22 protein-coding genes, 1 other RNA gene and 1 other annotated feature are annotated in these 26468 nt (G+C 37.0%); of the genes, 18 read left to right on the plus strand and 5 right to left on the minus strand.

The window, feature by feature from the left end:
* Nucleotides 1–110 precede the first annotated feature (110 nt).
* Together tgt and yajC are read left to right on the plus strand one after the other, a co-directional pair.
* Nucleotides 111–1250 carry a tRNA guanosine(34) transglycosylase Tgt gene (gene tgt, locus D9780_RS06330; protein WP_121639642.1) on the plus strand — a complete coding sequence of 380 codons (1140 nt, stop codon included), beginning with the start codon at nt 111–113 and terminating at the stop codon, nt 1248–1250.
* Nucleotides 1251–1274: 24 nt separating this feature from the next.
* Nucleotides 1275–1532, plus strand: a complete 258-nt coding sequence (gene yajC / locus D9780_RS06335) for a preprotein translocase subunit YajC (protein ID WP_073004631.1) — start codon at nt 1275–1277, stop codon at nt 1530–1532.
* A gap of 440 nt (nt 1533–1972) precedes the next feature.
* On the opposite strand, the gene D9780_RS06340 is transcribed toward yajC, so the two are convergent.
* On the minus strand, nt 1973–2362 hold the full coding sequence (locus D9780_RS06340) for a TIGR04086 family membrane protein (protein ID WP_116278400.1): 390 nt from the start codon (nt 2360–2362) through the stop codon (nt 1973–1975).
* Nucleotides 2363–2507: 145 nt separating this feature from the next.
* On the opposite strand from D9780_RS06340, the gene D9780_RS06345 reads away from it, so the two are divergent.
* Entirely contained in the window at nt 2508–3800 is a 1293-nt protein-coding gene (locus D9780_RS06345) for an ArsB/NhaD family transporter (protein ID WP_121639643.1), read from the plus strand.
* A 92-nt stretch (nt 3801–3892) separates the two neighbouring features.
* Here D9780_RS06345 and spoVB read toward each other — a convergent pair whose 3' ends face one another.
* The gene (gene spoVB, locus D9780_RS06350) at nt 3893–5443 is read right to left on the minus strand and encodes a stage V sporulation protein B (protein ID WP_121639644.1); all 1551 of its coding nucleotides are present in this window, start codon (nt 5441–5443) and stop codon (nt 3893–3895) included.
* A 126-nt stretch (nt 5444–5569) separates the two neighbouring features.
* Here spoVB and D9780_RS06355 point away from each other — a divergent pair, with 126 nt between their 5' ends.
* From D9780_RS06355 to dtd, 7 genes are all read left to right on the plus strand, one after another.
* Nucleotides 5570–5869: a post-transcriptional regulator gene (locus tag D9780_RS06355; protein ID WP_073004624.1), complete on the plus strand. Its 300-nt coding sequence runs from the start codon at nt 5570–5572 to the stop codon at nt 5867–5869.
* Nucleotides 5870–5919: 50 nt separating this feature from the next.
* Nucleotides 5920–8190: a protein translocase subunit SecDF gene (gene secDF, locus D9780_RS06360; protein WP_121639645.1), complete on the plus strand. Its 2271-nt coding sequence runs from the start codon at nt 5920–5922 to the stop codon at nt 8188–8190.
* A gap of 219 nt (nt 8191–8409) precedes the next feature.
* Nucleotides 8410–8736, plus strand: a complete 327-nt coding sequence (locus D9780_RS06365; protein ID WP_073004620.1) for a LapA family protein — start codon at nt 8410–8412, stop codon at nt 8734–8736.
* 92 nt (nt 8737–8828) lie between these two features.
* Nucleotides 8829–11153, plus strand: coding sequence for a single-stranded-DNA-specific exonuclease RecJ (gene recJ, locus D9780_RS06370; protein ID WP_121639646.1), 2325 nt, complete (start codon nt 8829–8831; stop codon nt 11151–11153).
* A complete protein-coding gene (locus D9780_RS06375) occupies nt 11143–11655 on the plus strand; it encodes an adenine phosphoribosyltransferase (protein WP_073004608.1) in 513 nt (170 codons plus the stop codon). Before recJ ends, D9780_RS06375 begins: the two co-directional genes overlap by 11 nt.
* Nucleotides 11656–12041: 386 nt before the next feature.
* Nucleotides 12042–14243 (plus strand): RelA/SpoT family protein, encoded by a 2202-nt coding sequence (locus tag D9780_RS06380; protein ID WP_073004606.1) that lies wholly within the window; start codon nt 12042–12044, stop codon nt 14241–14243.
* Nucleotides 14244–14401: 158 nt separating this feature from the next.
* Complete coding sequence (gene dtd / locus D9780_RS06385; RefSeq protein WP_121639647.1) at nt 14402–14848, plus strand: D-aminoacyl-tRNA deacylase; 447 nt, start codon at nt 14402–14404, stop codon at nt 14846–14848.
* 80 nt (nt 14849–14928) lie between these two features.
* Here the strand turns inward: dtd and D9780_RS06390 are convergent, their stop codons facing one another.
* On the minus strand, nt 14929–15987 hold the full coding sequence (locus tag D9780_RS06390) for an N-acetylmuramoyl-L-alanine amidase family protein (protein WP_121639648.1): 1059 nt from the start codon (nt 15985–15987) through the stop codon (nt 14929–14931).
* A gap of 112 nt (nt 15988–16099) precedes the next feature.
* Here D9780_RS06390 and D9780_RS21045 point away from each other — a divergent pair, with 112 nt between their 5' ends.
* From D9780_RS21045 to ssrS, 4 genes are all read left to right on the plus strand, one after another.
* Nucleotides 16100–16276 (plus strand): hypothetical protein, encoded by a 177-nt coding sequence (locus tag D9780_RS21045; protein ID WP_162985814.1) that lies wholly within the window; start codon nt 16100–16102, stop codon nt 16274–16276.
* A 168-nt stretch (nt 16277–16444) separates the two neighbouring features.
* Nucleotides 16445–16662 (plus strand) — a binding site (T-box leader).
* Nucleotides 16663–16996: 334 nt separating this feature from the next.
* Entirely contained in the window at nt 16997–18286 is a 1290-nt protein-coding gene (gene hisS / locus D9780_RS06395) for a histidine--tRNA ligase (RefSeq protein WP_121639649.1), read from the plus strand.
* Nucleotides 18279–20060, plus strand: a complete 1782-nt coding sequence (gene aspS, locus D9780_RS06400; protein WP_121639650.1) for an aspartate--tRNA ligase — start codon at nt 18279–18281, stop codon at nt 20058–20060. The genes hisS and aspS overlap by 8 nt, the downstream gene beginning before the upstream one ends.
* Nucleotides 20061–20365: 305 nt before the next feature.
* A non-coding RNA gene (gene ssrS / locus D9780_RS06405) (6S RNA) lies at nt 20366–20549 on the plus strand.
* Between the two features lie 65 nt (nt 20550–20614).
* Here the strand turns inward: ssrS and D9780_RS06410 are convergent.
* On the minus strand, nt 20615–21295 hold the full coding sequence (locus D9780_RS06410; protein ID WP_073004596.1) for an RsfA family transcriptional regulator: 681 nt from the start codon (nt 21293–21295) through the stop codon (nt 20615–20617).
* Between the two features lie 289 nt (nt 21296–21584).
* Nucleotides 21585–22853, minus strand: a complete 1269-nt coding sequence (locus tag D9780_RS06415) for a replication-associated recombination protein A (RefSeq protein WP_121639651.1) — start codon at nt 22851–22853, stop codon at nt 21585–21587.
* A gap of 158 nt (nt 22854–23011) precedes the next feature.
* On the opposite strand from D9780_RS06415, the gene cymR reads away from it, so the two are divergent.
* The 4 genes from cymR to D9780_RS06435 all read left to right on the plus strand — a co-directional run bounded on the left by cymR (nt 23012) and on the right by D9780_RS06435 (nt 26453).
* The gene (gene cymR / locus D9780_RS06420; protein ID WP_073004592.1) at nt 23012–23431 is read left to right on the plus strand and encodes a cysteine metabolism transcriptional regulator CymR; all 420 of its coding nucleotides are present in this window, start codon (nt 23012–23014) and stop codon (nt 23429–23431) included.
* Nucleotides 23432–23452: 21 nt separating this feature from the next.
* Nucleotides 23453–24604 (plus strand): cysteine desulfurase family protein, encoded by a 1152-nt coding sequence (locus D9780_RS06425; protein ID WP_121639652.1) that lies wholly within the window; start codon nt 23453–23455, stop codon nt 24602–24604.
* A gap of 61 nt (nt 24605–24665) precedes the next feature.
* On the plus strand, nt 24666–25772 hold the full coding sequence (gene mnmA, locus D9780_RS06430) for a tRNA 2-thiouridine(34) synthase MnmA (protein ID WP_073004589.1): 1107 nt from the start codon (nt 24666–24668) through the stop codon (nt 25770–25772).
* A 15-nt stretch (nt 25773–25787) separates the two neighbouring features.
* A complete protein-coding gene (locus tag D9780_RS06435) occupies nt 25788–26453 on the plus strand; it encodes a tetratricopeptide repeat protein (protein ID WP_121639653.1) in 666 nt (221 codons plus the stop codon).
* The last annotated feature ends 15 nt before the right edge of the window (nt 26454–26468 follow it).

A 26468-nucleotide genomic window follows, 5' to 3' on the forward strand; every position in this document is an offset into this window, starting at 1 on the left:
ATAACCAGTAGTACTTGGAATTTGCAAAATCTTTTAATGTACTTGCCTTAACAGACTGGAATCACTCGACTATGAAGAGAACGACTTTATTGATAAAGGAAGAGTAAATCATGACACCAATTACTTATGAATTAAAGAAAACATGTAAACAAACTGGCGCTAGATTAGGGCGTGTACATACTCCGCACGGCTCGTTTGATACCCCAACCTTTATGCCAGTGGGAACATTAGCAACCGTAAAGACAATGAGCCCAGAAGAATTAACAGAGATCAATGCCAATATTATTTTATCCAACACCTATCATTTATGGTTGCGACCGGGTGAAGATATTATTAAAGAAGCTGGAGGTTTACATCAGTTTATGAATTGGGATGGAGCAATCTTGACCGATTCGGGAGGATTTCAAGTGTTCAGTTTGAGTGAAAATAGGCATATTACGGAAGAAGGCGTTCATTTTCGTAGTCATTTAAACGGAGAAAAGCTATTTTTATCTCCGGAGAAAGCTATTCAGATACAAAATGCTTTAGGCTCTGACATTATGATGGCGTTAGATGAATGCCCGCCATATCCTGCAGAGTATGACTATATGAAAAGCTCTGTAGAACGAACATCACGTTGGGCTGAAAGATGCTTAAAAGCACATGAACGAACGGATGAGCAAGGATTGTTTGGCATTATCCAAGGTGGTGAATATGAAGCATTAAGAAAGCAAAGCGCGCGTAATTTAATTTCTCTTGACTTTCCTGGTTATGCTATTGGCGGATTATCTGTTGGGGAACCAAAAGACGTCATGAACCGTGTACTTGAATTTACGACACCTCTCATGCCTAGCAATAAACCGAGATACTTAATGGGCGTCGGTTCGCCAGATTCTTTGATCGATGGTGCGATTCGCGGGGTGGATATGTTTGATTGTGTCCTTCCTACTAGAATTGCAAGGAACGGTACTTGTATGACGGCAAATGGTCGTTTGGTCGTGCGGAATGCAAAACACGCACGTGATTTTTCACCCATTGACGAAAATTGTGACTGCCATGTTTGTAAAAATTACACGCGTGCCTATATACGTCACCTAATTAAATGTAATGAAACGTTCGGTTTTAGACTTACTACTTATCATAACCTATATTTTCTGTTAAAATTAATGGAGCAAGTACGAAAAGCGATTAGCGAAGATCGTCTTGGCTCATTTAGAGAGGAATTCTTTGAGCAATACGGTTTTAATAAACCGAATGCTAGGAATTTTTAACGTGTAGAAGGGAGGAATAGAACAATGGAAATGTTAGCAACGTTAGCACCACTTATTCTGATGTTTGTGCTTCTGTATTTTATACTTATTCGACCACAGCAAAAGCGCCAAAAGCAAGTCAGAGAAATGCAATCTAATTTGCAAAAAGGGGACGCTGTAGTTACGATTGGCGGTTTTCATGGAGAGATTCATGCAATGGATGAAGATACGCTAGTTTTACAAGCTGGTGACGGATCTAAATTGACTTATGACCGCTCAGCAATACGTGAAGTAAAACAATAATAACTATGATGGTTACCTAATAAGGGATAAGCAATGGACGAGGGTCTGTTGCTTATACCGACGAACAGAAATTTTTATACATAGGGTATAAAGTATAATGGAACACAAAGGCAATTGCTTTTGTGTTCCTTTTTTGAAAGATAAAAAAGCATTTCTGTTATAAAGCAAAACGAGGATTGAACAAAAATTGCCCCCCGTCGGGCGCAAGCGCCCAGCAACTAGGCGACTTCACTCCATTGCCCTAAGATAAGTCATCATTGGTTCGCCCTAAATAGGCAAGCTGACTAAAGGAGGGCTTACTAAAGGGCGCCGGCATACTCCTGTTGCAGGACCATGATTCCTAAAACTTTCGTTGCTTCTTTCCACTCGCTACGTTGCTAAACAGGCGCCCCGAGCCTGCTTTAACACCACAAAAAGATAATTGATCTAGTATTAATTGTTTAGTTATCGCTTGACGACGCATCTCCAACGATGTTGACACCTAATGCACCACCAAATAATGCAGCGGCCATATAGCCAGCGTGGTGAAGGGATTGTTCAAATGAAAACCCTTGTTGGTAGCCTAAGTACTGTACAGATAAAACGAATAATGTAAATCCCATTCCTGTAAACAGACCAATGACCCATCCTTTTGTTTTTCCTTTAACGCCTGCTGCAAGCCCCCCAAGAAATAAACTGATAAGGCCAATGACGAAAGTGACCCATGACAAAGCAGGATCATTAAACGTAGTAAAGCGAAGCAACAAAGCTAATACAAAACTTGCGAGCATCATAAGTCCTAAAACAATAATCCAACCATATAATAATGCTACCCATTGCTTACTTTTCATAACGGTTGCCTCCTTTCCGGATTGTCCACTTACTTTCATCCTATTCACTATGAAAAAATAATAGACGAAAAATATTTTCTTTTTTCATGACATATAGTTGAAATATAGCGTGAAAAAGGTAAGTATAAAAAAGGTGGGGAGTTAGTTGGAAATAATAGTAGCTTCAATGATTTTTATTTGCTGTTACGTATTTATTATGACAGAACAAATCAATCGTGCAGTCGTCACTTTAACAGGTGGCGTATTGCTGTTATTAACAGGTATATATTCTGCAGAACGTATGTTAACAGAATATATTGATTGGAACACAATTGCGCTTTTATTTTCCATGATGGTGCTCATAGCAATAACAGAAAAGACAGGCTTGTTTGGTTTTATAGCTATTCGCTTTGCACAAAAGGTTAAAGGTGATCCAATACCTTTATTAATTGGTGCTGGGGCTTTAACAGGAATTGGTTCTGCTCTATTAGATAACGTCACAACGGTATTAATATTTGTTCCTATTATGCTTAAAATAACCAAGTTATTAAAGCTTCCATCGTTTCCGTACTTGCTAATGATTATTTTCAGTTCTAACATTGGTGGTGCAGCAACGTTAATTGGTGACCCTCCTAATATTATGATTGGACAAGCAGTAGAGCATTTAACATTTTCATCGTTTTTAATTCATATGGCTCCAATTGCTATAATTATGTTCGGAGTGATGCTATTATTTGTTTGGGCGTTGTTTCGTAAATCGTTACGTAGGACAAAATTTGATGTAAAAGAATTATTAGCTATCGATGCACAAACGTACTTGCACCGAACACCCATGTTATATCAGGCGATTACTGTTCTTCTATTAACGATAACTGGGTTTTTATTACACGCTTTTTTGTATGTTGAATTAACTACAGTAGCATTATCTGGAGCTGTGTTACTTCTTCTTTTGACAGAAAAAGAATTAGCGTCGGAAAAGATTTTTGAAAAAGTGGAGTGGGTAACGTTATTCTTTTTTATTGGCTTGTTCACGCTAGTGGGAGGTTTAGAAGAAGTAGGAGTTATTGATGAAATCGCAAGAGCAATTATAGTTATAACGGATGGAGATTATGTACAGACTGTAATATTAATACTATGGGTATCTGGCTTGCTTTCTGGGATCGTAGACAATATCCCCTTTGTTGCAGCAATGATTCCTGTCGTTCAAGAGTTTGAAAGTTATGGAATGGTATATTTAGATCCTGTTTGGTGGGCTTTAGCACTAGGTGCTTGTTTAGGAGGAAACGCGACGTTAATTGGAGCATCTGCTAATGTAGTAGTCACAGGGCTAGCTGAAGGAGCTCATGAAAAAATATCGTTTATTCGGTTTATGTTATATGGATTTCCGTTAGTCATTATATCCTTAGTCGTTTCTACAATCTATATATATTTCCGTTATTTAGTTCCTTATATTGGATAAATAATAAAAACACTTCCATACACGATAGACTAAAAAGGCAGGAAGTGTTTTATTTTTTTCTTTTATCGTCTGATATTTAAAAACTACCCAATTTAAAGCCATTTTTGCAGAAAAGGGATTTGTTTTAATTCTTCTTTCGTTATAAAGCGAAGTAAAAATAAAAAGAGTATATAAATGAAACTTAATATAACAAAGATGATTATTAACAGTATAACCCCACCTTGCATATTTACGTATATACGTTGTAATAGCTCACCTACTCCCCAAGTCAATAAGAGCAGAGCAATCATTTTTGATATATCTAAAACAGGTATGCTAAATTTAATCGCTTTATACAAAGCTGCTAAATGTAAAAGTGTAATTAATACGACGCTTAAGGAAATAGCTATTGCAACACCCATAATCCCAAAGTTCGGATTGGATGCGAGTAAAAAAAGCACGGCCAGCTTACAAAAAGCACCAATTAAACTATTCCACATAGCAGATTTAGCAAGGTCAAGTGCTTGTAATGCGGCTTGTAATGGAGCTTGGATATAAAGTAAAATAAAAAATGGAGCCATTATTGTGATAAATTTACTTGCATTAGCAGTTCCGTACATATATGTTAAAATAGGTACAGAAAATAAAGCTAGTACAATCGTAGCTATGGCTCCAGATGCAAAAGAAATCCGAATGGCTTGATGAATTCGGTAATGAATCATCCGTTTATTTTTTGTTGCCTCCGCTTCAGAAATAGAAGGGACTAAAGCGATGGATAACGAATGGGTAATAAATGTTGGTAGAAATAGTAAAGGTAGTACATAACCTGTTAATTCACCGTATTGTTTTGTTGCTAATGTGGTGGATACCCCTGCTATGGCTAGGCTTTGCGCGACAAGTATTGGCTCCATAAAATGTGAAATAGAGGCGATAAAGCGACTGCCTGTACTTGGTAAAGCAATGGAAAAAAGCTCCTTTATTGTAGATTTACTGGTTGCTAAATAAGAAAAAAAGTTTGTTCTTATTTTAATCCGTTTTTTTCGTTTGAATTTGTGCGTCATATAAATAAGAGACACAAATTCTCCTAAAATAATACTAAACATGGCCCCTGCTGCAGCATATTCAAGACCGAAAGGCAAGAGTAATTTAACAAACATTGCTACACAACTTATACGCACAATTTGTTCTAACACTTGTGCATAGCTTTGTGGTTTCATGTTTTGCTTTCCTTGAAAATAACCACGTAAAACAGACGAAATAGCTATAATAGGAATGATTGGGCTGATAGCTAACAGTGGGTATAGTGTTCGTTCGTCAGTCAATAGGTGTGTGGCGACAAACGGTGTCGTTACAATCATTAAAGTGGTAAAGACAATACTAGAAATACCTGTAATGACTAAGGATACGATGACAATTTTTTTTGTTTTTGCTTCATCGCCACGAGCTTCTGCTTCGGCAATGCGTTTAGAGATAGCAACAGGTAAGCCAAGCTGTGTTAATGTGATGACGAGAAAAAATGTCGGTAAAGCCATCATATAAAGACCAACACCTTCTTCACCAATCAATCGAGCGACGACGATTCGATTGATAAAGCCTAGGAAACGTGTGATCATACCTGCAAGAATAAGAATAAGTGTACCTTGTAAAAAAGTTTGTTTCGTCATCTTGACGACCTGCCTTCTCAAATAATGGAATATCATATACAATGATATATATGCAATTTAATGGTCCAAGCATGACAAGAATAAGCAAATAAGAATATTTTAACTCCATAAAAGGAGGGAGTTCTGTTGGAAATCGTACAAACTGTATCTGAATGGAAAGAAATGGTCCGTCCAGCTTTGCAAAGTAAGGCGGAAGAATTTCATTTAATGGGATATGAAGAAGCAACGCCAGAAGATGTTTGGAAATGTCTTGTCGGGAAAGTATGGAAAGGCGACCCTGAAAAAAGAATTTATGAAGTAGTACAAGACATTTTTCAATTGACAACAGCTACTTACATTAGTTATTTAACAGTAAGTGCACAGCAAAATGATGATTTATTTGCTTCTATTGCAGCAGTAACGAATACAGAAATCAATCATCATTAATTGACTTACATAATGAATGACCCTAATGATAAGAGGGAGGACAATTTGAAATGAAAATAAGAGGCAGAATTGTTGCCTTTTTTCTAATCGTACTTATTTTTGCTGGTACAATTGGAACAACGGTTACAGGGATTACAAAAGATATTAATTTAGGTTTGGACTTACAAGGCGGATTTGAGGTTCTATATAAAGTTGAACCAGTTGACACTCAAAAGGAGGTAGACCGTACAACGTTAGAGTCAACGGTAGAGACGTTAAATGACCGTGTGAATCGACTTGGAATTAGTGAAGCAAGTATAGATATTGAAGGAGAAGACCGCATTCGTGTCCAGCTTGCTGGAGTAGAAAATCAAACCGAAGCGAGAGAATTATTATCTACAACAGCACAGCTTTCTTTTCGTGATGTTAATGATAAAGAACTTTTAAGCGGCAATGATGTTAAGGAAAATAGCGCGAAGCAGGATTTCGATCCTAAAAGTAATCAACCAATCGTTACATTAGAATTGAAGGATGCAGAGAAATTTGGTGAAGTAACGAGTAAAATAAAGGATATGAATAACCCAGAAACGACTTATCCAGATAATTTATTAGTCATTTGGATGGATTACAAAGAAGGTGATTCTTTTGCAGAAGAGTATGGAAAAGAGGATCCTAAATATGTTTCTGCTCCTAGTGTAACGCAGACATTAAATACGAACCAAGTCATGATTTCTGGTAATTTCACTGTGGAATCTGCAAAGCAATTAGCCAATGTCATTAATTCTGGTTCCTTACCGGTACATATGGAAGAGAAATATTCTACATCGGTAGGAGCGCAGTTTGGGGAGCAGGCGTTAAACAAAACTGTTTTTGCAGGGTTTATCGGTGTTGGTATCATCTTTCTCTTTATGATAGCTGTTTATCGTTTTCCTGGCTTAATTGCTGCAATTAATTTAAGTTTCTATATTTACCTTATTTTATTTGTGTTTGAATTAATGAATGGTGTATTGACGTTACCAGGTATTGCTGCTCTTATTCTCGGTGTTGGTATGGCTGTTGATGCCAATGTTATTACATTCGAGCGCATTAAGGAAGAATTACGTACTGGAAAATCGTTAATTTCTTCATTTAAAGCTGGTACGAAGAATTCACTTTCAACCATATTAGATGCAAACATCACCACATTAATTGCAGCTTCCGTATTATTTATTTTTGGAACAAGCTCTGTCAAAGGTTTTGCAACGATGTTAATTGTTAGTATTCTTGTGAGCTTTATTACGGCTGTGTTTGGTACACGTTTACTTTTAAGTTTATGGATAAAAAGTAAGTTTTTAAAACAGCGTCCTAGTTGGTTTGCTGTAAAAAGCTCAGACATTAAAGATATTAAGGATAAGCAAGATGAAGAAGCAAAATTATTTAATCGAGAAATCAATGTTGTACAACATCGAAAGAAATTCTTTTGGATTTCAACGGTTATGGTTGTGCTAGGAATCGTCTCCCTTGCCTTGTTTAAATTAAATCCAGGTATCGACTTTGCAAGTGGTTCCAGAATTGAAATTTTAGCTGAAACTAGCATTACTACAGATGAAGTAGAGAAGGAATTTGGCAAGCTTGACCTTGAAGTTAAATCGATCGTTTCTTCAGGGGAAAATGGAGAGATGGCTATTGCGAGATTTGATAGAGTATTAGGTAAAGACAAAATTGCTGAAGTGAAAAGTCATTTTGTAGACACTTATGGCAATGAGCCAAACGTAAGTGTGGTTTCACCAATTGTTGGTGAAGAGCTCGTAAAAAATGCGGCTTACGCTGTCGCCATTGCTTCTATATTTATGATTATTTATGTCACTATTCGTTTTGAATTCTTTTTCGCTATTACGGCGATCATTGCTTTATTACATGATGCTTTCTTTACAATCGCAATTTTTAGTGTAACGCAAATTGAATTTGATATAACCATTGTAGCGGCTGTTCTTACGATTGTTGGTTATTCTATAAATGATACCATTGTTACATTTGACCGAATTAGAGAGAATTTAAGGAACAAGAAAAAAATCAAATCGTATAAAGAGCTTGCTAGCGTTGTTAATCGAAGTTTAGTACAAACATTTGTACGTAGTATCAATACATCCATTACAACGTTAATTGCAGTATTAGCATTTCTATTTCTAGGTGCTGAATCAATTGGTGGATTTGCAATTGCGTTAACGTTTGGTTTATTAGCTGGTACGTATTCGTCACTTTTCTTAGCCTCACAATTATGGCTTGTATGGAGAGGAAAAATGATTAAGAAAAAACCAGTTGATTTTACAAAGAAAAAGCGTGTAGAAGGCCCACAAGTATAGATGCTAAGAGAGGCTCTCATCAAACGTTTAAGTGCGTTCGGTGTAGAGCCGTCCTTACTTTTAAGGATGGTTATAGAAAAGGGAACAAAGGGAATATAATACTGCGTTTGTTTTTACACCATTCGAAAGGATAAACTTTGATAGTATATGGAAGCGGCAATTCTTTTCACTCATACACACTTGGTTGATTGCCAAGTCTTTCTAAAAGGAGGGGAATATGTGAGAGGTCAAACATATGTTATATTTGCCATAATTTTTGTTATTATCGTAGCAGTATTTGCCGTTACGAATGTGGAGGCAGTGGAGGTGAATTACCTCTTTTGGTCCGCAGAATCACCGTTAATATTAGTCATTCTATTTTCCGTATTAATGGGCGGTTTAATAACCGCAACAGTAGGGTTAATTAAGATGTACCGGATGCAAAGAGAAATGAAACGTCTTGAAGCTGAAAATTTCAACTTGATGAACAGGTTAGAAGAAGAAGGTATTTCACAGACGAAAGAAGAAATGGAAACGGTGCAATTTCATGATGAGGAAGAAAAATAATCTTCATTTCATGACAAAAAATGCTATAAAGGAAATCTAGTTGCTCCCCCTGTATCTATTTATGTATAATGGGTAGGTCAGGGGGTTAAATTATGTTGGCAAGTAAGGCGAATTGGAATTTTATGGAACAAGTAATAACGAACGTAGAAAGGGACAACGACTCCCCGTCTATTTCCCCTATCATTGAAAAATTACTAGTACAAAGAGGGGTTACGACAAAGCAAGCTGTATCTAAATTTTTAAAACCAGATGTAGAAGATTTACATAGTCCAGATAAACTTCTTTCCATAGATAAAGCAGTAAAAAGAGTGAAATTAGCAATTGAACAAGGTGAAAAACTGCTTGTGTTTGGTGATTATGATGCTGATGGAGTTACTGCTACAACGGTTTTGATAAAGGCATTACAAGAATTAGGTGCTCAATGCGACTATTATATCCCGAATCGTTTTACAGAGGGGTATGGACCAAATGAAGCTGCTTTTCGGCAAGCACATCGAGAGGGTTATACACTTATAATAACGGTAGACACCGGTATTGCCGCTATAGAAGAAGCAAAAATAGCGCAAGAATTAGACATGGATTTAATTATTACAGACCATCATGAGGTTCAAGCAAATGTACCAGATTGTTATGCGATTATTCATCCTAAATGCTCACCTGATTATTTATTTCAGGAGTTAGCAGGAGTTGGCGTAGCATTTAAATTTGCGCAAGCGTTGCTTGGGTATCTTCCCAAGCAATTGTTAAGTTTTGTTGCAATAGGCACTGTAGCAGACCTTGTACCGTTAGTGGATGAAAATCGTATATTGGTATATCACGGTTTAAAAGAATTAGCAAATACCACCAATCCTGGTTTAAAGGCTTTAAAACGGACTGCAAACATTGACGGTAATGTAACCGAAGAAGATGTGGGTTTTGCTATCGGTCCGAGACTAAATGCTGTAGGAAGGCTTCAATCAGCAGACATGGCAGTTGAATTAATGCTAACTGAAGATCCACAAGAAGCTAAAACCATCGCTGAAGAAATGGAAGAAATAAATAGCGAAAGACAACAAATTGTGCAAAAAATTGTAAAAGAAGCAGAGCAATTACTATCTGATAAAGAGCAGCAAGACGTTATTGTTGTAGCAAAGGAAGGTTGGAATGAAGGGGTATTAGGAATTGTGGCTTCTAAGTTAGTTCGTAAATGGGACAGACCAGCAATTGTTCTGTCTATTAAACCGAATGTAGGAATTGCAAAAGGATCTGCCAGAAGCGTCCCGGCTTTTGATTTATTTCACAATTGCATGCAAGTAAACCATTTATTTGAGCAATTTGGCGGACATTCTCAAGCAGCAGGGATGACATTAGCATTAACGAATGTTCAACCGTTGGAACAAGCCTTAAACAAACAAATCGCTCAACAATTAAGCGAGTCAGACTTCAAACAAGAGCTAAATATTCATGCCACTTTACCTGTTTCACAAATAACTATTCCTTTAATTAAGGAAATTCAACAATTAGCTCCATTTGGAATGCATAACCCAAAACCGTTGTTTCATATAAAAGCTATACCAGAACAATCAAGGCAAATTGGGAGTATGAAAAATCACCTTAAATTGCAGTTCACAGAAGATAATCAACAACTTGATGCGATCGGTTTTGGCTTTGGAGAGTTGTATAACTACCTTACTCCTCATACGCCTGTTAACATCGTAGGGGAGTTAAGCATTAATGAATGGAATGGCAGTCAAAAACCACAGCTAATGATTCAAGACTTGTCTATTGATGAATGGCAGCTGTTTGATCATCGTGGAAAGCGGCAAGTACATGTAAATGAATTTATTCATTCATACGAATCTGTTTTTAGCATAGGAGATCGTACCCGTGCGCAATCTTTAGGAATCCCTCATAAGGACTATCAAGACGACTGGTCTTCTTTGGAAAATGTGGATACATTAATTTTATTTGCACTGCCATCAAACTTAAAAGACTTAGAAGCATTACTGAAACAAATGAAGCCAAAAAATATTCATCTGTGTTATTATGTAAAAGATAGCATTTATTTGCGTGCTTTCCCGTCTAGAGACGACTTTAAAAAGATGTATGTTTTTTTACAACAAAAAAAGGTAGTATCCATTGATAACGATTTACCTCCATTTGCTCAAACAAATGGTTGGAGCAAGGATAAATTGTTGTTCTTAATTCATGTGTTTTACGAACTTCATTTTATACAGATAGAAGGCAGAATTATACAGGTTGAAGAAAAGCCTTTAAAAAAAGATTTGCAGGAGTCAGCAACATATCAGAAACGTTTACAGCAAGCTGAGATTGAAAGGAAACTGTACTACTCAAACTACGAGCAATTAAAAAAACATTTTACAAATTGTATGGAACATTTGGGAAGCCCCAAGGAGGAACAAAGCTATGGATTATAAAAAATATATTAAAATTGTAGAAGATTGGCCAAAGGAAGGAATTAAATTTAAAGACATTACACCATTAATGGCAAATGGGGAAGCCTTTCATTCAGCAGTAGACGAAATTGTGGAATACGCGCAACAAAAAGAAATAGATGTCGTTGTAGGTCCAGAAGCGAGAGGATTTATTATAGGATGTCCCGTCTCTTATTCGTTAGGAGTTGGATTTGCTCCAGTGAGAAAGGAGGGGAAACTTCCGCGTGAAGTTATTAAAGTAGATTATGGTTTGGAGTACGGAAAAAATGTCTTAACCATTCATAAAGATGCAATTAAACCGGGCCAACGCGTATTAATTACAGATGATTTATTAGCAACAGGGGGTACGATTCAAGCAACCATTCAATTAGTAGAAGAACTCGGTGGTGTTGTTGCTGGATGTGCATTTATTATTGAATTAAGTTATTTAAATGGAATGGACAAACTAAAAGGTTATGATGTACTATCTTTGATGCGTTTTTAACGGTGCCAATTAGGTCTGACGATAAACCTTCGTTAGGCCTATTGTTATTACTGCGGTATACATAAACGGGTCAACCAAGGGTTGATTAAAGCTTAACGAATGCTAACAATACATATTATACTTCGCCTTATGAATCAAAATGGCTATTAAAAATGCATCTAGGTATATTGTCAAATTAAATGATAATAGCGCAGGAAATAGTTTAAATTTCCAATCAATCTTCTTTAAAGCCAGTATACTATATTTTTAGGCAATTACATTTACTCAAACTCGATTATTGTAATTGGCTGATTCTAACAATGGACACATGTATCTGAAAATTATATAATGAAACTATTTAAATAACTAAAAATTAGACTCGATTTCGCGAATAAAGGTGATTTTTTATGGCAAAAACCGATATAATGACAATAGATGATATTTTAAATAAGGCAAGTCAGTATCTGTCGGAAGATGATACTGCTTTTATTCGCCAAGCCTATGAATTTGCCGAAGAAGCTCATGCTGATCAATTTAGAAAGTCGGGGGAGCCGTATATTATTCACCCTGTACAGGTAGCAGGCATATTAACGGAGCTCGGGATGGACGCTGAAACAATCGCAGGAGGATTTCTTCATGATGTGGTTGAAGACACAGACGTGACTGTGGAAGAAGTGGAAGAAGTATTTAATCATGAAGTAGCTATGCTAGTTGATGGGGTTACAAAGTTAGGGAAAATTAAATATAAATCAAAAGAAGCGCAGCAAGCAGAAAATCATCGAAAAATGTTTGTTGCCATGGCGAAAGATATCCGTGTGATTTTAATTAAATTGGCAGATCGCTTGCATAATATGCGTACTTTAAAACATTTGCCTCCAGAAAAACAGCGTCGCATTGCAAATGAAACCTTAGAAATTTTTTCACCGTTAGCACATCGATTAGGAATTTCAACCATCAAATGGGAATTAGAGGATACAGCATTACGCTATTTAAATCCTCAGCAATATTATCGAATTGTTCAATTAATGAAACAAAAAAGAGATCAGCGTGAATCATATATTAAAGAAGTAATGGATCAAGTTTCCAAACAATTAAGAGAAATGAATATAGATGCTGAATTATCTGGCCGTCCAAAACATTTATATAGTATATATCGGAAAATGGTAAAACAAAATAAACAGTTCAATGAGATATATGATTTGCTTGCTGTGCGCATTTTAGTTAATAGCATTAAGGATTGTTATGCTGTTCTTGGCATTATCCATACTTGTTGGAAGCCGATGCCTGGGAGATTTAAAGATTACATTGCTATGCCAAAACCAAACCTGTATCAATCGTTGCACACGACCGTTATAGGTCCAAAAGGTGACCCGCTAGAAGTGCAAATTCGCACAAGAGAAATGCATGAAATAGCCGAATATGGAATTGCAGCTCATTGGGCGTACAAAGAAGGCAAGCAAGTTCAAAATGATAAAAAGTCTTTTGAAGAGAAATTAACTTGGTTTAGGGAGATTTTGGAATGGCAAAATGATACACATGACGCGGAAGAATTCATGGAATCCTTAAAGGTCGATTTATTCTCAGACATGGTATATGTGTTTACTCCAAAGGGAGATGTTATTGAGCTACCAGCTGGTTCCGTTCCCTTGGATTTTGCCTATAAAATTCATACAGAAATAGGTAATAAAACGATTGGGGCAAAAGTTAACGGAAAGATGGAGCCACTTGATTATAAATTGAAAAACGGCGATATAGTTGAAATGATGACGTCAAAACATTCTTATGGCCCCTCTCAAGATTGGCTTAAAATAACCCAAACTTCTCAAGCTAAAAGTAAGATTAAGCAATTTTTTAAAAAACAGCGTCGAGAAGAAAATGTGTTAAAAGGGAAAGAAGCTGTGGAACGGGAAATTCGTAGCTTTAGTATCGAACCCAAAGATGTGCTAAAGCAAGATAACTTACAGCGTGTGTATGAAAAATATAATTTCTCTAATGAAGAAGATATGTATGCAGCGGTAGGCTATCAAGGTATTACTGCTGCATCTATAGCAACAAAGTTAACAGAAAAATTAAGACAATCGAAAGAAAAACAACAAGCTCTTGAACAAACCATTGAAGAAGTTAAAACAGATGGTAAACAAAAGAAAGTCAGTAAACGAGATTCTGGAGTGAAAGTAGAAGGGATTGACAATTTACTTGTCCGTTTATCTAAATGTTGTAACCCAGTACCAGGCGACCAAATAGTAGGATATATCACAAAAGGAAGAGGCGTATCCGTTCATCGAGCTGACTGCCCCAATGTGCAGACAGAAGAAGCTAAGCAACGATTTTTGCATGTCGAATGGGAAAATAATCGTACAGAACAGAAACAATATCATGTGGATTTAGAAATATCGGGTTATGATCGACGAGGATTAGTGAACGAAGTGCTACAAGCCGTAAATGAAACAAAGACGAATATAACATATGTGAATGGTAGGTCAGATAGAAATAAGATGGCAATTATTCAAATAACCATTCTGATTCATAATACAGCACATCTTCGAAAAATAGTGGAGCGCATTAAACAAATTCCTGAAGTGTATTCCGTAAAACGTACATTGCATTAATGTACAATAAGGCAATATTACGCTTGGTAGCTAAACGGGGATAAGCAAAGAGTGCTGTAAATAGTTTGCCATGCGGCGAGAATGCTTAAGTCCATTCTTATGTGTTCTATTTGGGTCTCATTTCATACCAACTACAGTATTATGAAAAGGAGTATAGTATGAGAGCAGTCATTCAACGTGCAAAAGGAGCGAGCGTTTCAGTTAATAATTCTATTATTGGACAAATAGAACATGGGTTTGTTGTATTGCTTGGCGTAACTCATGATGATACGTTCGAGGATGCAACTTATTTAGCAAAAAAAATCGTCCAACTTCGTGTTTTTGAAGACGAACAGCAAAAGTTAAATTTATCATTAAAAGATGTAAAGGGAAGTATTTTATCCGTTTCGCAATTTACATTGTATGGGGATACGAAAAAGGGACGCAGACCAAATTTCATGCATGCAGCTAAACCAGAAAAAGCAAATGAACTGTACCTTCAATTTAATCGGTTAGTTACGGACGAAGGTGTTCATGTAGAAACTGGGGCATTTGGGGAAATGATGGATGTTCAATTGACAAATTCAGGTCCTGTTACGTTAATTTTAGATAGTAAACAAAGATAATGTATGAACCGCATGGAATAAGTTGTACTCCAAAGAGAGTTCAAAAATGATTTCATGCGGCTTTTATTTGTATAGCAGTTTCAGTATTCAGTTTTACCAATCTCAGAACGTGCAAAATAGGAACCTAACCCTTGGATGATGCCAGAAACAAGCTTTTTCTGGTACATTGTCGTTAGAAGGCGTGCTTCTTCTGCTTTATTGGAGATAAACCCTAATTCTAGTAAGATAGCTGGCTTCAAGTTTTGCCTCAATACTAAAAAATCTCCAAATGATGTACCACGATCATCTGCCTGAACAGCATCGAATACTTTCTTTTGGATCGAAGCAGCTAATTTTTTATTTGCTTCTTTGTAGTAAAAAGATTCGATACCAGTAACATTAGGTAAGTTTGGTACGCTGTTGTAGTGTAAGCTGATAAATATATCTGTATCAAAATTGTTGCTATAGCTAATTCTACTATTTAAAGGGATATACTCGTCATTTCTTCTTGTTAATCGAACATTTGCACCGAGCATGGACAGTTCATTTGTTAATTCTTGAGCTGTCAAAAAAGCCACTTCTTTTTCAAACACGCCGCTTGCACCTATCGCTCCAACATCTCTTCCGCCATGACCAACGTCAATAACAATCGATTTGTTAGCAAAACTGCTTTCTTTCATAGGGAGGGAGATGGGTTCAGGTTCAGTAAGGGCTTTATATACGAACCCATGTATTGCTTTGTTTTGTATTTCATACCAGTCCCCTTTGGAGGAAATAACTTGAAACGAACTTCCTTTCTTTGCGAAATTTGCTATAGGAGCGTCCGTGGTTGGACTGCTACGAATTTGCGTATTTTCATGAGGAATAGTGATTGTAGACGGTGTATCGACTTGGTCATTGATGCTTAGATATTTAGCATGAACCCAACCGACGTTACTATCTTCTAATTGTATTTCTACCCACTCTGCCTGTCGTTTTATAAATGTAAATGCCGTTCCATCATGAATTTGTGTTATTATTTGAAATTCTGTTCCAGGCCCCGAACGCACATGCACGTTATCTTCTGTAATAGTACCTTGTTTTGCAAAACTAACAGGTTTGTCCAAATTAAAAGTAAACAACAGTATTAGAATGGAAATAACCACTATACGTTTATTCAAAAAGATACCTCCTAATTGGCAACGTTATCAATGATGATTAACTACAAACTTTCTACTAAGTATAATAAAAAAAATGAATGGTGGCAAAACTAAGAAAGAGGAGGATACGTATATGCATAAATCAAAAAAACAGTGGAATGCTCATCGACATACGGACTTGTTTGCAGTGAATTTACATCAGGTTATGGAGTTAGTAGAAGCGGAGGCAAATCATATGGAGATGGCAGAAGAATTAGGTTTATCGTTAAGGGAAATTCATGTATTAAAGAAAAAAATCAATCGTGCTTGACAGAATAGCTTTGAACGATTATTATAATATACATTCCTTCGTATTGGTTAGATGTAGTACTTTAATCAAATACGATTGTCTACTTAAACTAATCTTTATAATGTAGGTTTTGTGACTTTTATTATAAAGCGATAATTTCTTGTTCGTATGAAACAAATTATATTTGTAAATGAACCGATGACGGAAACAGTAGTTGGTTGCCGAATTGACCAGAGAAAAAATGCCAATGGCTGGAAGCATTTTACATATTCGCCCAATGAAAGACGCTCCAGAGGTTTTATATCGAATTTTAGTAGGTATAAACGTATCGCAGGCGTTAACTGCATAAAGCGGGTGTTATATACATCAACTAGGGTGGCAACGCGGGTTAAACTCTCGTCCCTTATTTATTGAAAAATAATGAGGGACGGGAGTTTTTTATATTATTATAGTTATATGGTTGATAGTAAAAAACGATAGCTTTTACATAAAGTGCTTCAATTAGGGAGGGTTTTCTTTTATCCAATAGGAATTGTTTAAATGAAAAAACAGGTATTTAGGCGTTGCTATCTTCCCGCTTAGGCTTGCCCAACTCACACCTTCCAAGTCTTGAAGAGCGAGTCTTACAGCGTTTTTACTTATATCCGGGAAAAACCCATTATCAATCATATCGATATGATTTTAAGTTCTACACCTTATTTAAAAAACAAGTTATACAATGACTAGTAGGAGGTTAACAAAATGAGCTATAAAGCGCCACGAGGTACGACTGACATACTGCCTGAAGATGCAAAAAAATGGCAGTGGGTAGAAGAAACAATTAAACAGGTATGTAACAAATTTCATTATGAAGAAATTCGTACACCTGTATTTGAACATACGGAAGTGTTTCAACGTGGGGTCGGTAATACAACAGATATTGTTCAAAAAGAAATGTACACTTTTGAAGATCGAGGTGGGAGGAGTATTACTTTACGACCAGAGGGAACAGCTCCTGTCGTTCGTTCTTTTGTAGAGCATAAACTGCACGGCTTGGCAAACCAACCAACAAAACTTTATTACTTTGCAGAAATGTTCCGATATGAACGGCCACAAAAAGGGAGGATGCGACAATTAAATCAATTTGGAGTAGAAGTATTGGGTAGTGCAGACCCAGCTGTCGATGCAGAAGTTATTGATTTAGCAATGACCTGCTATCAAGAAATGGGCTTAACATCTTTAAAATTAGTAATTAATTCACTCGGAGATAAAGAAAGTAGAGAAAATCATAGACAAGCGCTTATCGCGCACTTTACGCCGCATAAGCATGAACTCTGCTCTGATTGCCAAACGCGTCTACAAAACAATCCGTTACGTGTACTAGATTGTAAACAAGATCGGGATCATCCAGCAATGCAAACTGCTCCGTCTATTTTAGATTATTTAAATGAGGAGTCTGAAGCGTATTTTGAACAAGTTAAAGACCATTTGGATAATATTGGAATTTCCTATGAAATAGATAAAAACTTGGTTCGCGGTCTAGATTATTACAACCATACGGCATTTGAAATCATGAGTGAAGCAGACGGATTCGGTGCGATTACAACTCTAGCAGGTGGTGGTAGATACAATGGCTTAGTGGAGGAATTAGGAGGGCCAAACACGCCTGGAATCGGATTTGCAATGGGTCTTGAACGATTGCTTATGGCATTAGAAGCTGAAAATCAAGTTATCCCTGTCGACCGTTCATTGGAAGCTTATGTCGTAGCAGTGGATGAACAAGCACAAAAAGAGGCCGTAATGCTCGTTTCTAAACTGCGAAAGCATGGTGTGCAGGCAGATAAGGACTATTTAGGAAGAAAAATGAAGGGGCAATTCAAAGCAGCTGACCGTTATGCAGCTAAATATGTATTAATTATTGGAGAAAATGAGCTTGAAGAACAGACGATTACGGTAAAAGAAATGAGTACAGGAGAGCAAGCAACGGTCGCTAAAGATCAAATAATTGATGTAATGAAGGAAAAGTGTGTAGGAGGAAGAGAACATGAGTAAGCAGCAACGTGTAATGGCTGGTTCACTAAGTGAAGCTAGGGTAAAAGAATCTGTCCTTTTAAGAGGTTGGGTACAAAAGCGCCGCGATTTAGGAGGCTTAATATTTATCGATTTACGTGATGCTTCTGGTGTTGTGCAAATTGTATTTAACCCAGATCATTCACAAAGAGCGTTAGAGATAGCTGAAAATATTCGCAGTGAATATGTAGTTGAAGTAGAGGGAACCGTTGTAAAACGTGATTCCTCAACGGTTAATCCTACTATGAAAACAGGGAAAATTGAAGTGATCGTTTCTGCGATTACGATTTTAAACAAAGCGAAAACACCACCTTTTGCGATTCAAGATAAAGCAGAAGTATCCGAAGATTTACGATTATCTTATCGTTATCTTGATTTGCGCAGACAGCCATTGCAAGAAACGTTTAAGTTAAGGCATCACATTACACAGGCTGTTCGCCACTATTTAAACGAACAGCAGTTTTTAGAGATGGAAACACCTATTTTAACTAAAAGTACACCAGAAGGAGCGAGGGATTATCTTGTTCCAAGTCGTGTGCACCAAGGTGAGTTTTATGCTTTACCACAGTCGCCTCAATTGTTTAAACAGTTGATTATGATGGGGGGATTTGAAAAGTATTACCAAATTGCTCGTTGTTTTCGTGATGAAGATTTACGAGCAGATCGCCAGCCTGAATTTACACAAATTGATGTGGAAACATCATTCTTAACAAGCGATGAAATCATGCAGTTAACAGAAGAAATGATGCAATTTGTTATGAAAGAAGTGAAAGGAATAGACATCTCCCTTCCGTTAAAACGCATGCCGTATGATGAGGCAATGGCACGATATGGTTCTGATAAACCAGATACTCGTTTTGGAATGGAATTAATTCATGTTGGAGAGATTGTGAAGAAATCGGGCTTTAAAGTATTTCAAAGCGCTATTGAATCAGGCGGTTTAGTAGCTTTGTTGAATGTAAAACAACAGGCAAAGACATATTCACGCAAAGATATTGATAAACTTACGGAGTTTGTTAAAGTGTATGGTGCTAAAGGTCTTGCATGGCTTAAAGTGGAAGGAGAAGAATTAAAAGGACCGATTGCCAAATTTATTTCTGAAGAAGAAAAAGCAGGTTTAATGGAAAAAGCACAAGCGGAAGATGGCGATTTGTTATTATTTGTGGCAGATAAAACCAATGTTGTTTACGATAGCTTAGGCGCTCTTCGTTTAAAATTAGGAAAAGAGTTACATTTGATAGACAACACTGCTTATCATTTTCTATGGGTGACGGATTGGCCGTTATTAGAATATGATGAAGAGCAAGGAAGGTATTTTGCAGCGCACCATCCGTTTACTTCACCAATTGAATCGGACATAGAAAAGCTTGCTACAGAGCCGGAAAATGTCAGAGCAAATGCATATGATTTAGTCTTGAATGGCTACGAATTAGGCGGCGGGTCTGTTCGTATTCATCAAGTAGAGTTGCAAAAGAAAATGTTTAAGGTGTTAGGCTTTTCTGAAGCGGACGCACAAGAACAGTTTGGTTTTCTATTAGAAGCTTTAGAATATGGCGCTCCACCACATGGCGGCGTAGCCTTGGGGCTTGATCGAATTGTCATGCTTTTAGCTGGTAGAACGAATTTACGAGACACGATTCTATTTCCGAAAACAGCTTCTGCTTCCGATCTATTAACAAATGCACCGAGCGAAGTGGACCCAAGTCAATTAGATGAACTGTCTATTCAACTCAAATCTCAAAATCAAGATAAATAGTTTTAATAAAAAAACGAATGAATACATGAAGCATTTGTACCATCTTGCAACTAGTACTTGGTGGGGAAAGCGTGCAACACTTTCTAACACTATGGGGGAGTATTAGTTTTGTGTTTATCGTATATGAAAAACAAAGACTTGGCGATAAGCTAAGTTTTTCTAAGATATCTTTATTATGTAGATAAAACTAGAAGCTACAAATGGCACGCGGATATTTGCAGATGTTTTTTTAGGAATAGAAGTAAAGTGTAGCTAAAGGATTGATTTTTACAGAAGCGACATGTTAAAATAAATTTACAATAAAGTCGATCCTGATGTGTTCGTCCATGAAAAAGCGTTTTGACCGAACACCTTTATAAAAGGGAGCTTGTTGGTTTCTATGTTGCGTGCACGCCTTACTTACAGGAAGCACAATATATGTAGAACAGAGCACCCACCTGCCATGAGCGGGATTAAAACTTTATACTGGACGGCACGATCGGGAGATAAAAAAGCCTACATTGCTTAAAGGAATTTTCCTTTAGTAATGTAGGTTTTTCAGTTCTTGCATACATTCAATTAGATCCTTGCGCTAATTGTTGCAAATTCCCATTTTTATCCATTCGGAATGCTGGTGCAGTCCTCATATCTTGATCTTCTAACACAGTCATTTTTCTCGCCCTATCCATAATTTGAATAAATGCTTGATAGTCCTCCTGCATCGTCGCTAATTGCGATTTTGTTTGTTTTAATTCTTGAGTCAATCTATCTACTTGTTTCTGTAATTCTTCTTTTTCTTTTTGAACGTGTTCAAGTGATGCTTGTGATTGATTTGAATGTAACGATTGCTTTTCTAATTCTCTTAAAAAATGAATGACCTCATCCATTGTTATGTGAGAATTGAAAGAATTGGCGTTTATAGGAGTTTCAGTTGATGTTTGAAATTGCTCCGCCTCTTGATGTTTTGCAGCTGATGAAGCTACAAGGGTTGGTTTATGTTCTGCTTTTTCTGCTCTAGCCATAGCCCGTTTCTTTTCTTTTCGTTGGCGTTTTGCGAGATCAATAGCATTTACATACTTATTGCGTATTTCTGCATTCCAACGAAACCCACAAGCGGCAGAAGTACGATTTAATTTATCTCCAACCTCTTCAAAAGCATTCAGTTGCGTACTTCCTTCTCTAATGTGACGTAAGACGGTTTCTGCCAATAATAGATCATCTTCATGTGACCATGCATCTTGTCTGACCTTAGCCATTTTGTTTCCACTCCTTTTTTACTGTAACAAAATATAAACTGTTAGGTTTTATCATATTAAGAAAAACAATAGCTTTCCCGTCAAAATTGGTGAAGCGTCATGTTTTCTAATAACAACCAAAGTTTGAGAAAAATAGTATACAAGATCATATTTGCTTTTATTGTTACCAAAGAAGTTTCAACTTATACCTGAAATTTTATTTATACTAAAAGAAAGTATAAATTTTAGGGTTTATCGTATAAAAAAATAATAGCTTTCACCATAATACTTGGCGACAAGCCAAGTTTTTCTAATCTTTCTTTATTCTCTCATAAACTTGTTTCATAGCTTGTTCAAATTTTCCTGTAGCTTTAGGTTCATAGTATTGCTTATGTTTGATTGCCTCAGGTAAATATTGTTGCCTTACCCAACCACTCTCATGGTCGTGTGGATACTGATACTGTGTTCCTCTTCCTAATGTTTGTGCACCAGCGTAATGAGCATCTTTAATATGGGCAGGAACTTCTCCGCCTTTTCCGCTGCGTACATCTTGTAAAGCTTTGTCTAAAGCTTTATAGGCTGAATTGGATTTTGGAGATAAACAAAGTTCAATAATTGCAACAGCTAATGGGATTCTAGCTTCTGGAAAGCCCAGCCTTTCCGCAGCTTGTACAGCTGTTAACGTCCGTGGTCCTGCTTGTGGATTGGCTAATCCAATATCTTCATACGCAGTTACAACCATTCTCCGCCCGATACTTTCTAAATCACCAGCTCCGACTAATCTGGCTAAATAATGAAGTGCAGCGTCAACATCGCTTCCACGAATGGATTTTTGAAAAGCAGAAAGCACATCATAATGTGCATCACCATTTTTATCATGTGAAAAGCTCTTTTTCTGCATACACTCTTCCGCTGTTGTTAAGGTGATAGAAATTTGTTTCTCCTCATTCTCTGGTGTGGATGCTACTGCTAGCTCCAACCCATTTAATGCTGCACGCAGATCTCCGTTAGCACTAAACGCAAAATGATCTAATGCTTTCTCAGAAATGTAAATGGACGAGCTGCCGTAGCCGTTTACTTCATCTTTTAATGCTCGTTGAATTGCTTGCTTGACATGCTCCGTTGTTAGTCGATGCAATTCAAACAGATGACATCTGCTGCGAATCGCAGGATTAATGGAGTGATAAGGATTGCTTGTTGTACAACCAATCATAATTACTAAATTACTCTCAAGATGTGGGAGCAAAAAATCTTGCTTCGCTTTATCTAAACGATGTACTTCGTCTAAAATGAGTACCAATTGTCCTGTCATTTTTGCTTCTTCCACAACAATTTCCATGTCTCTTTTTTTATCTGTTACTGCATTTAATGTTTTTACTGGCATTGCTAAGCTTTTTGCCAAGGCTATTGCCATGGATGTTTTTCCCGTACCAGGCGGTCCAAATAATATCATGGATGCAAGTCGCTTAGCAGTTACCATCCGACGAATAATTTTCCCTTCGCCAACTAAATGCTCTTGACCAATAATTTCATCAATATGTTCAGGTCTCATTTGAAATGCAAGTGGTTTTTGTTTCATTTATACCGCCCTTTATAATATAATAATAAATTACTTATCTAACTTGACATTGTAATACACATACGAATGAAATGCATCGTATGCAATACTTTTGTATTCCATGCTATAATAACATGTATGAGAAAGTGTGGAACGTTATTTTAATTGAGGTGTTATATATGAAAATTTCAACCAAAGGAAGATATGGTCTTACTCTTATGATACATCTAGCAAAATGTCATGGCAAAGGTCCTATTTCTCTGAAACAAATAGCGAAGGAAAATCAATTATCAGAGCATTATTTAGAGCAACTAGCCTCACCATTACGAAATGCCGGCTTAATTCGGAGTATTCGCGGTGCATATGGTGGTTATGTATTAGCTAAGGAACCAATGGATATAAAAGCTGGTGACATCATTCGTGTATTAGAAGGCCCGATTACGCCCGTAGAAGGAATAGAAAATGAAGAACCAGCAAAGCAAGCTTTGTGGCGAAGAATCCGTGATGCAGTTAAAGACGTATTAGACACGACGACGTTAAAAGATTTAGCTGAGCATAATGATGATGAACCACAAGATGCTTATATGTTTTATATTTAATTTTAGGAAGGGTAGATTTTCTTGGAACATATATATTTGGATCACGCGGCAACGACACCCGTTCATCCACAAGTATTAAAACGCATGTGTGAAGTAGAAAAAGAGACTTTTGGGAATCCATCCAGCGTGCATGCTTTTGGAAGAAAAGCGCGACAACTTGTAGATAGCGCTAGATCCCATATTGCTAAACGTATGGGCGCTAACGAAAAAGAAATTATTTTTACAAGTGGAGGAACAGAAGCGGATAATTTAGCCTTAGTTGGCGTAGCTAGAGCTAATAGAGACAAAGGAAATCATATTATTGTAACTGCTCAGGAACATCATGCGGTATTACACACTGCGGAAGCTTTGGAAAAAGAAGGTTTTCGTGTCACCTATGTACCTGTAGACAGACAAGGGAAAATTGCGGTTGAGGATGTCATGGATGCATTGACAAGCGAAACTATTCTCGTTTCCGTAATGTATGTAAATAATGAAACAGGCATAATCCAACCCATTCAAGAAATTGCTGAACAAATGCAGCATCATCAAGCCTACTTGCATACGGACGCTGTGCAAGCTTTTGGTTTACTTGCTATTGATGTTCGTGAATTAGGTGTTGATTTACTAACTGTATCTGCCCATAAAATTAACGGTCCAAAAGGCATCGGTTTGTTATATACGAATAAAGACGTACAGTTACAATCCTTGCAATATGGTGGAGAGCAAGAAAGAAAACGGCGTGCAGGAACAGAAGATGTTGCTCGAATCGTAGGCTTTGAAAAGGCTGTTGAATTAGCAGTAGAACATAGAATTGAGCGAGTGGAACAATACCAAGCTCTTAAACAGCAATTTATCAACGGCTTACAGGAACAAGACATTGCCTTTCAAATAAATGGTGACGAACAGAATACAGTCGCTTCGATTGTAAATATTAGCTTTCCAAACACGGCTGTAGAAGCACTCTTAACTAATTTAGACCTCGATGGTGTTGCTGCATCTAGTGGTAGTGCGTGTACGGCAGGGTCTGTAGAACCCTCACATGTGTTAACAGCGATGTACGGTTCAGGGGATGAACACACGACAAATTCGGTTCGATTTAGTTTTGGCCTAGCTAATACTCCAGAAAACATTCAGACTGCTACTAAAAGAGTAGCTAGGAGCGTTACGAGACTGACTCAGTCTATAAGGTAAAGGTCAGCAATACAACATGTATTAAGAAAAATGTTATTTAATTAGTAAAAGGATGATTACAATGAATCATGATACAAGAGTAGTTATAGGTATGAGTGGAGGTGTAGATTCTTCGGTAGCAGCTTTATTGTTAAAGCAACAAGGTTATGATGTAGTGGGGATTTTTATGAAAAATTGGGATGATACAGATGAATTTGGTGTTTGTACCGCCACAGAGGATTTTGAAGATGTTGTCCGAGTATGTAACCAATTAGATATTCCTTATTATGCCGTTAATTTTGAAAAACAATATTGGGATAAAGTGTTTACCTATTTTTTAGATGAATATAAAGCAGGTAGAACACCTAACCCTGATGTGATGTGTAATAAAGAAATAAAATTTAAGGCGTTTATGGACCATGCATTGTCATTAGGTGCTGATTATGTTGCAACTGGTCATTATGCCAGAGTTCGTGAACAGAAAGGGCGCTTTGAATTGTTGCGTGGTATAGATGACAATAAAGACCAAACGTATTTTCTGAATCAACTAACAGAAGATGTGCTATCAAAAGTTATGTTTCCGCTTGGTCATTTACCGAAATCAGAGGTACGGAAAATAGCTAAAGAAAATGACCTTGCAACGGCAACGAAGAAAGATAGTACAGGTATATGCTTTATTGGAGAACGGAACTTCAAAGCATTTTTAAGTGAATACTTACCTGCTCAGCCTGGAGAAATGCAAACGTTAGATGGCGTAGTGAAAGGACGCCATGATGGTTTAATGTACTATACAATAGGACAGCGGCAAGGTCTTGGTATTGGTGGTGCAGGTGACCCGTGGTTTGTAGTTGGAAAAAATATAGCCAAAAATATATTATACGTAGAGCAAGGGTATAGTAATAAAAAGCTGTTTTCTGATGCTCTGACTGCAACAGATGTAAATTGGATCCAATCGGATAAAATAAACGAGGTGTTTACTTGTACTGCAAAATTTCGCTATCGTCAAGATGATAGTCCAGTAACGGTAACATTGTTGGATAATAATCAAGTTCATGTTGTTTTTAAAGAAAGCCAACGTGCTATTACTCCTGGGCAAGCTGTCGTTTTTTATGATGGAGAAATATGTCTTGGGGGCGGTACAATTGATAAAATTTTTAAGCGTGAATGCCAACTTGATTATGTAGGTTAACAAGGAGTTTTTACAATGGAGAACAAGTTAAAACTAGCGATACAAGCAATGCAGAATAACGAGTTGGAAGAGGCTGCGTCATTATTTGCAGAATTTATAGAAGAATACCCAGAGAACCCCGTAGGGTATACTAATTTTGGGAATCTACTTTTGCATATGCAAGATACAGAGCGAGCACAACGTTTCTTTGCCAAAGCGATTGAATTAGATCCACAAGCAGCAACTGCTCACTACGGTTTAGGAAATTTGTTTTATGAGCAGTTGCTATACACGAAAGCGCAAAACCATTTACAGCAAGCGATAGACCTAGGATTAAAGGAAGCAGATGTTTATTATTTATTAGGGATGACATTTCAACAACAGGGTTATCATAAATTAGCATTACCATATTTATTGCGAGCTGCTGAACTGAATACAAAGGAAGAAGAATTCCTCTTCCAATATGGATTAAGTCTTGCCCAATGTGAGCATGTAAAAGAAGCGGAGGAAATTTTTCATAAGGTTCTTCAGTTGAATCAAAAACATAGTGATGCATATTATAATTTAGGCGTCATAGCTTTATTTAGAGAACAGGTAGAAAGAGCGTTGAACTATTTTGAGGAAGCATTGCGCATTCAGCCTGACCATATTTTAGCTGCCAATGGTCGCAAGAATGTACAAGCCTACCTTCATGAATCATAGGAAGAAGATGGAGTG

It is taken from the genome of Virgibacillus sp. Bac330, assembly GCF_003667845.1.
In the GTDB taxonomy this organism is placed as follows: domain Bacteria; phylum Bacillota; class Bacilli; order Bacillales; family Amphibacillaceae; genus Virgibacillus; species Virgibacillus chiguensis.

Bases quoted from the DNA above. Each gene is read 5' to 3' on its own strand.
- D9780_RS06415 (WP_121639651.1), bottom strand. From the start codon at position 22,853: ATGAAACAAAAACCACTTGCATTTCAAATGAGACCTGAACATATTGAT.
- recJ (WP_121639646.1), top strand. From the start codon at position 8,829: ATGTTGGCAAGTAAGGCGAATTGGAATTTTATGGAACAAGTAATAACG.
- D9780_RS06410 (WP_073004596.1), bottom strand. From the start codon at position 21,295: ATGGCTAAGGTCAGACAAGATGCATGGTCACATGAAGATGATCTATTA.
- secDF (WP_121639645.1), top strand. From the start codon at position 5,920: ATGAAAATAAGAGGCAGAATTGTTGCCTTTTTTCTAATCGTACTTATT.
- D9780_RS06380 (WP_073004606.1), top strand. From the start codon at position 12,042: ATGGCAAAAACCGATATAATGACAATAGATGATATTTTAAATAAGGCA.
- aspS (WP_121639650.1), top strand. From the start codon at position 18,279: ATGAGTAAGCAGCAACGTGTAATGGCTGGTTCACTAAGTGAAGCTAGG.
- D9780_RS06375 (WP_073004608.1), top strand. From the start codon at position 11,143: ATGGATTATAAAAAATATATTAAAATTGTAGAAGATTGGCCAAAGGAA.
- tgt (WP_121639642.1), top strand. From the start codon at position 111: ATGACACCAATTACTTATGAATTAAAGAAAACATGTAAACAAACTGGC.
- dtd (WP_121639647.1), top strand. From the start codon at position 14,402: ATGAGAGCAGTCATTCAACGTGCAAAAGGAGCGAGCGTTTCAGTTAAT.
- yajC (WP_073004631.1), top strand. From the start codon at position 1,275: ATGGAAATGTTAGCAACGTTAGCACCACTTATTCTGATGTTTGTGCTT.
- cymR (WP_073004592.1), top strand. From the start codon at position 23,012: ATGAAAATTTCAACCAAAGGAAGATATGGTCTTACTCTTATGATACAT.
- D9780_RS21045 (WP_162985814.1), top strand. From the start codon at position 16,100: ATGCATAAATCAAAAAAACAGTGGAATGCTCATCGACATACGGACTTG.
- D9780_RS06435 (WP_121639653.1), top strand. From the start codon at position 25,788: ATGGAGAACAAGTTAAAACTAGCGATACAAGCAATGCAGAATAACGAG.
- spoVB (WP_121639644.1), bottom strand. From the start codon at position 5,443: ATGACGAAACAAACTTTTTTACAAGGTACACTTATTCTTATTCTTGCA.
- hisS (WP_121639649.1), top strand. From the start codon at position 16,997: ATGAGCTATAAAGCGCCACGAGGTACGACTGACATACTGCCTGAAGAT.
- D9780_RS06340 (WP_116278400.1), bottom strand. From the start codon at position 2,362: ATGAAAAGTAAGCAATGGGTAGCATTATTATATGGTTGGATTATTGTT.
- mnmA (WP_073004589.1), top strand. From the start codon at position 24,666: ATGAATCATGATACAAGAGTAGTTATAGGTATGAGTGGAGGTGTAGAT.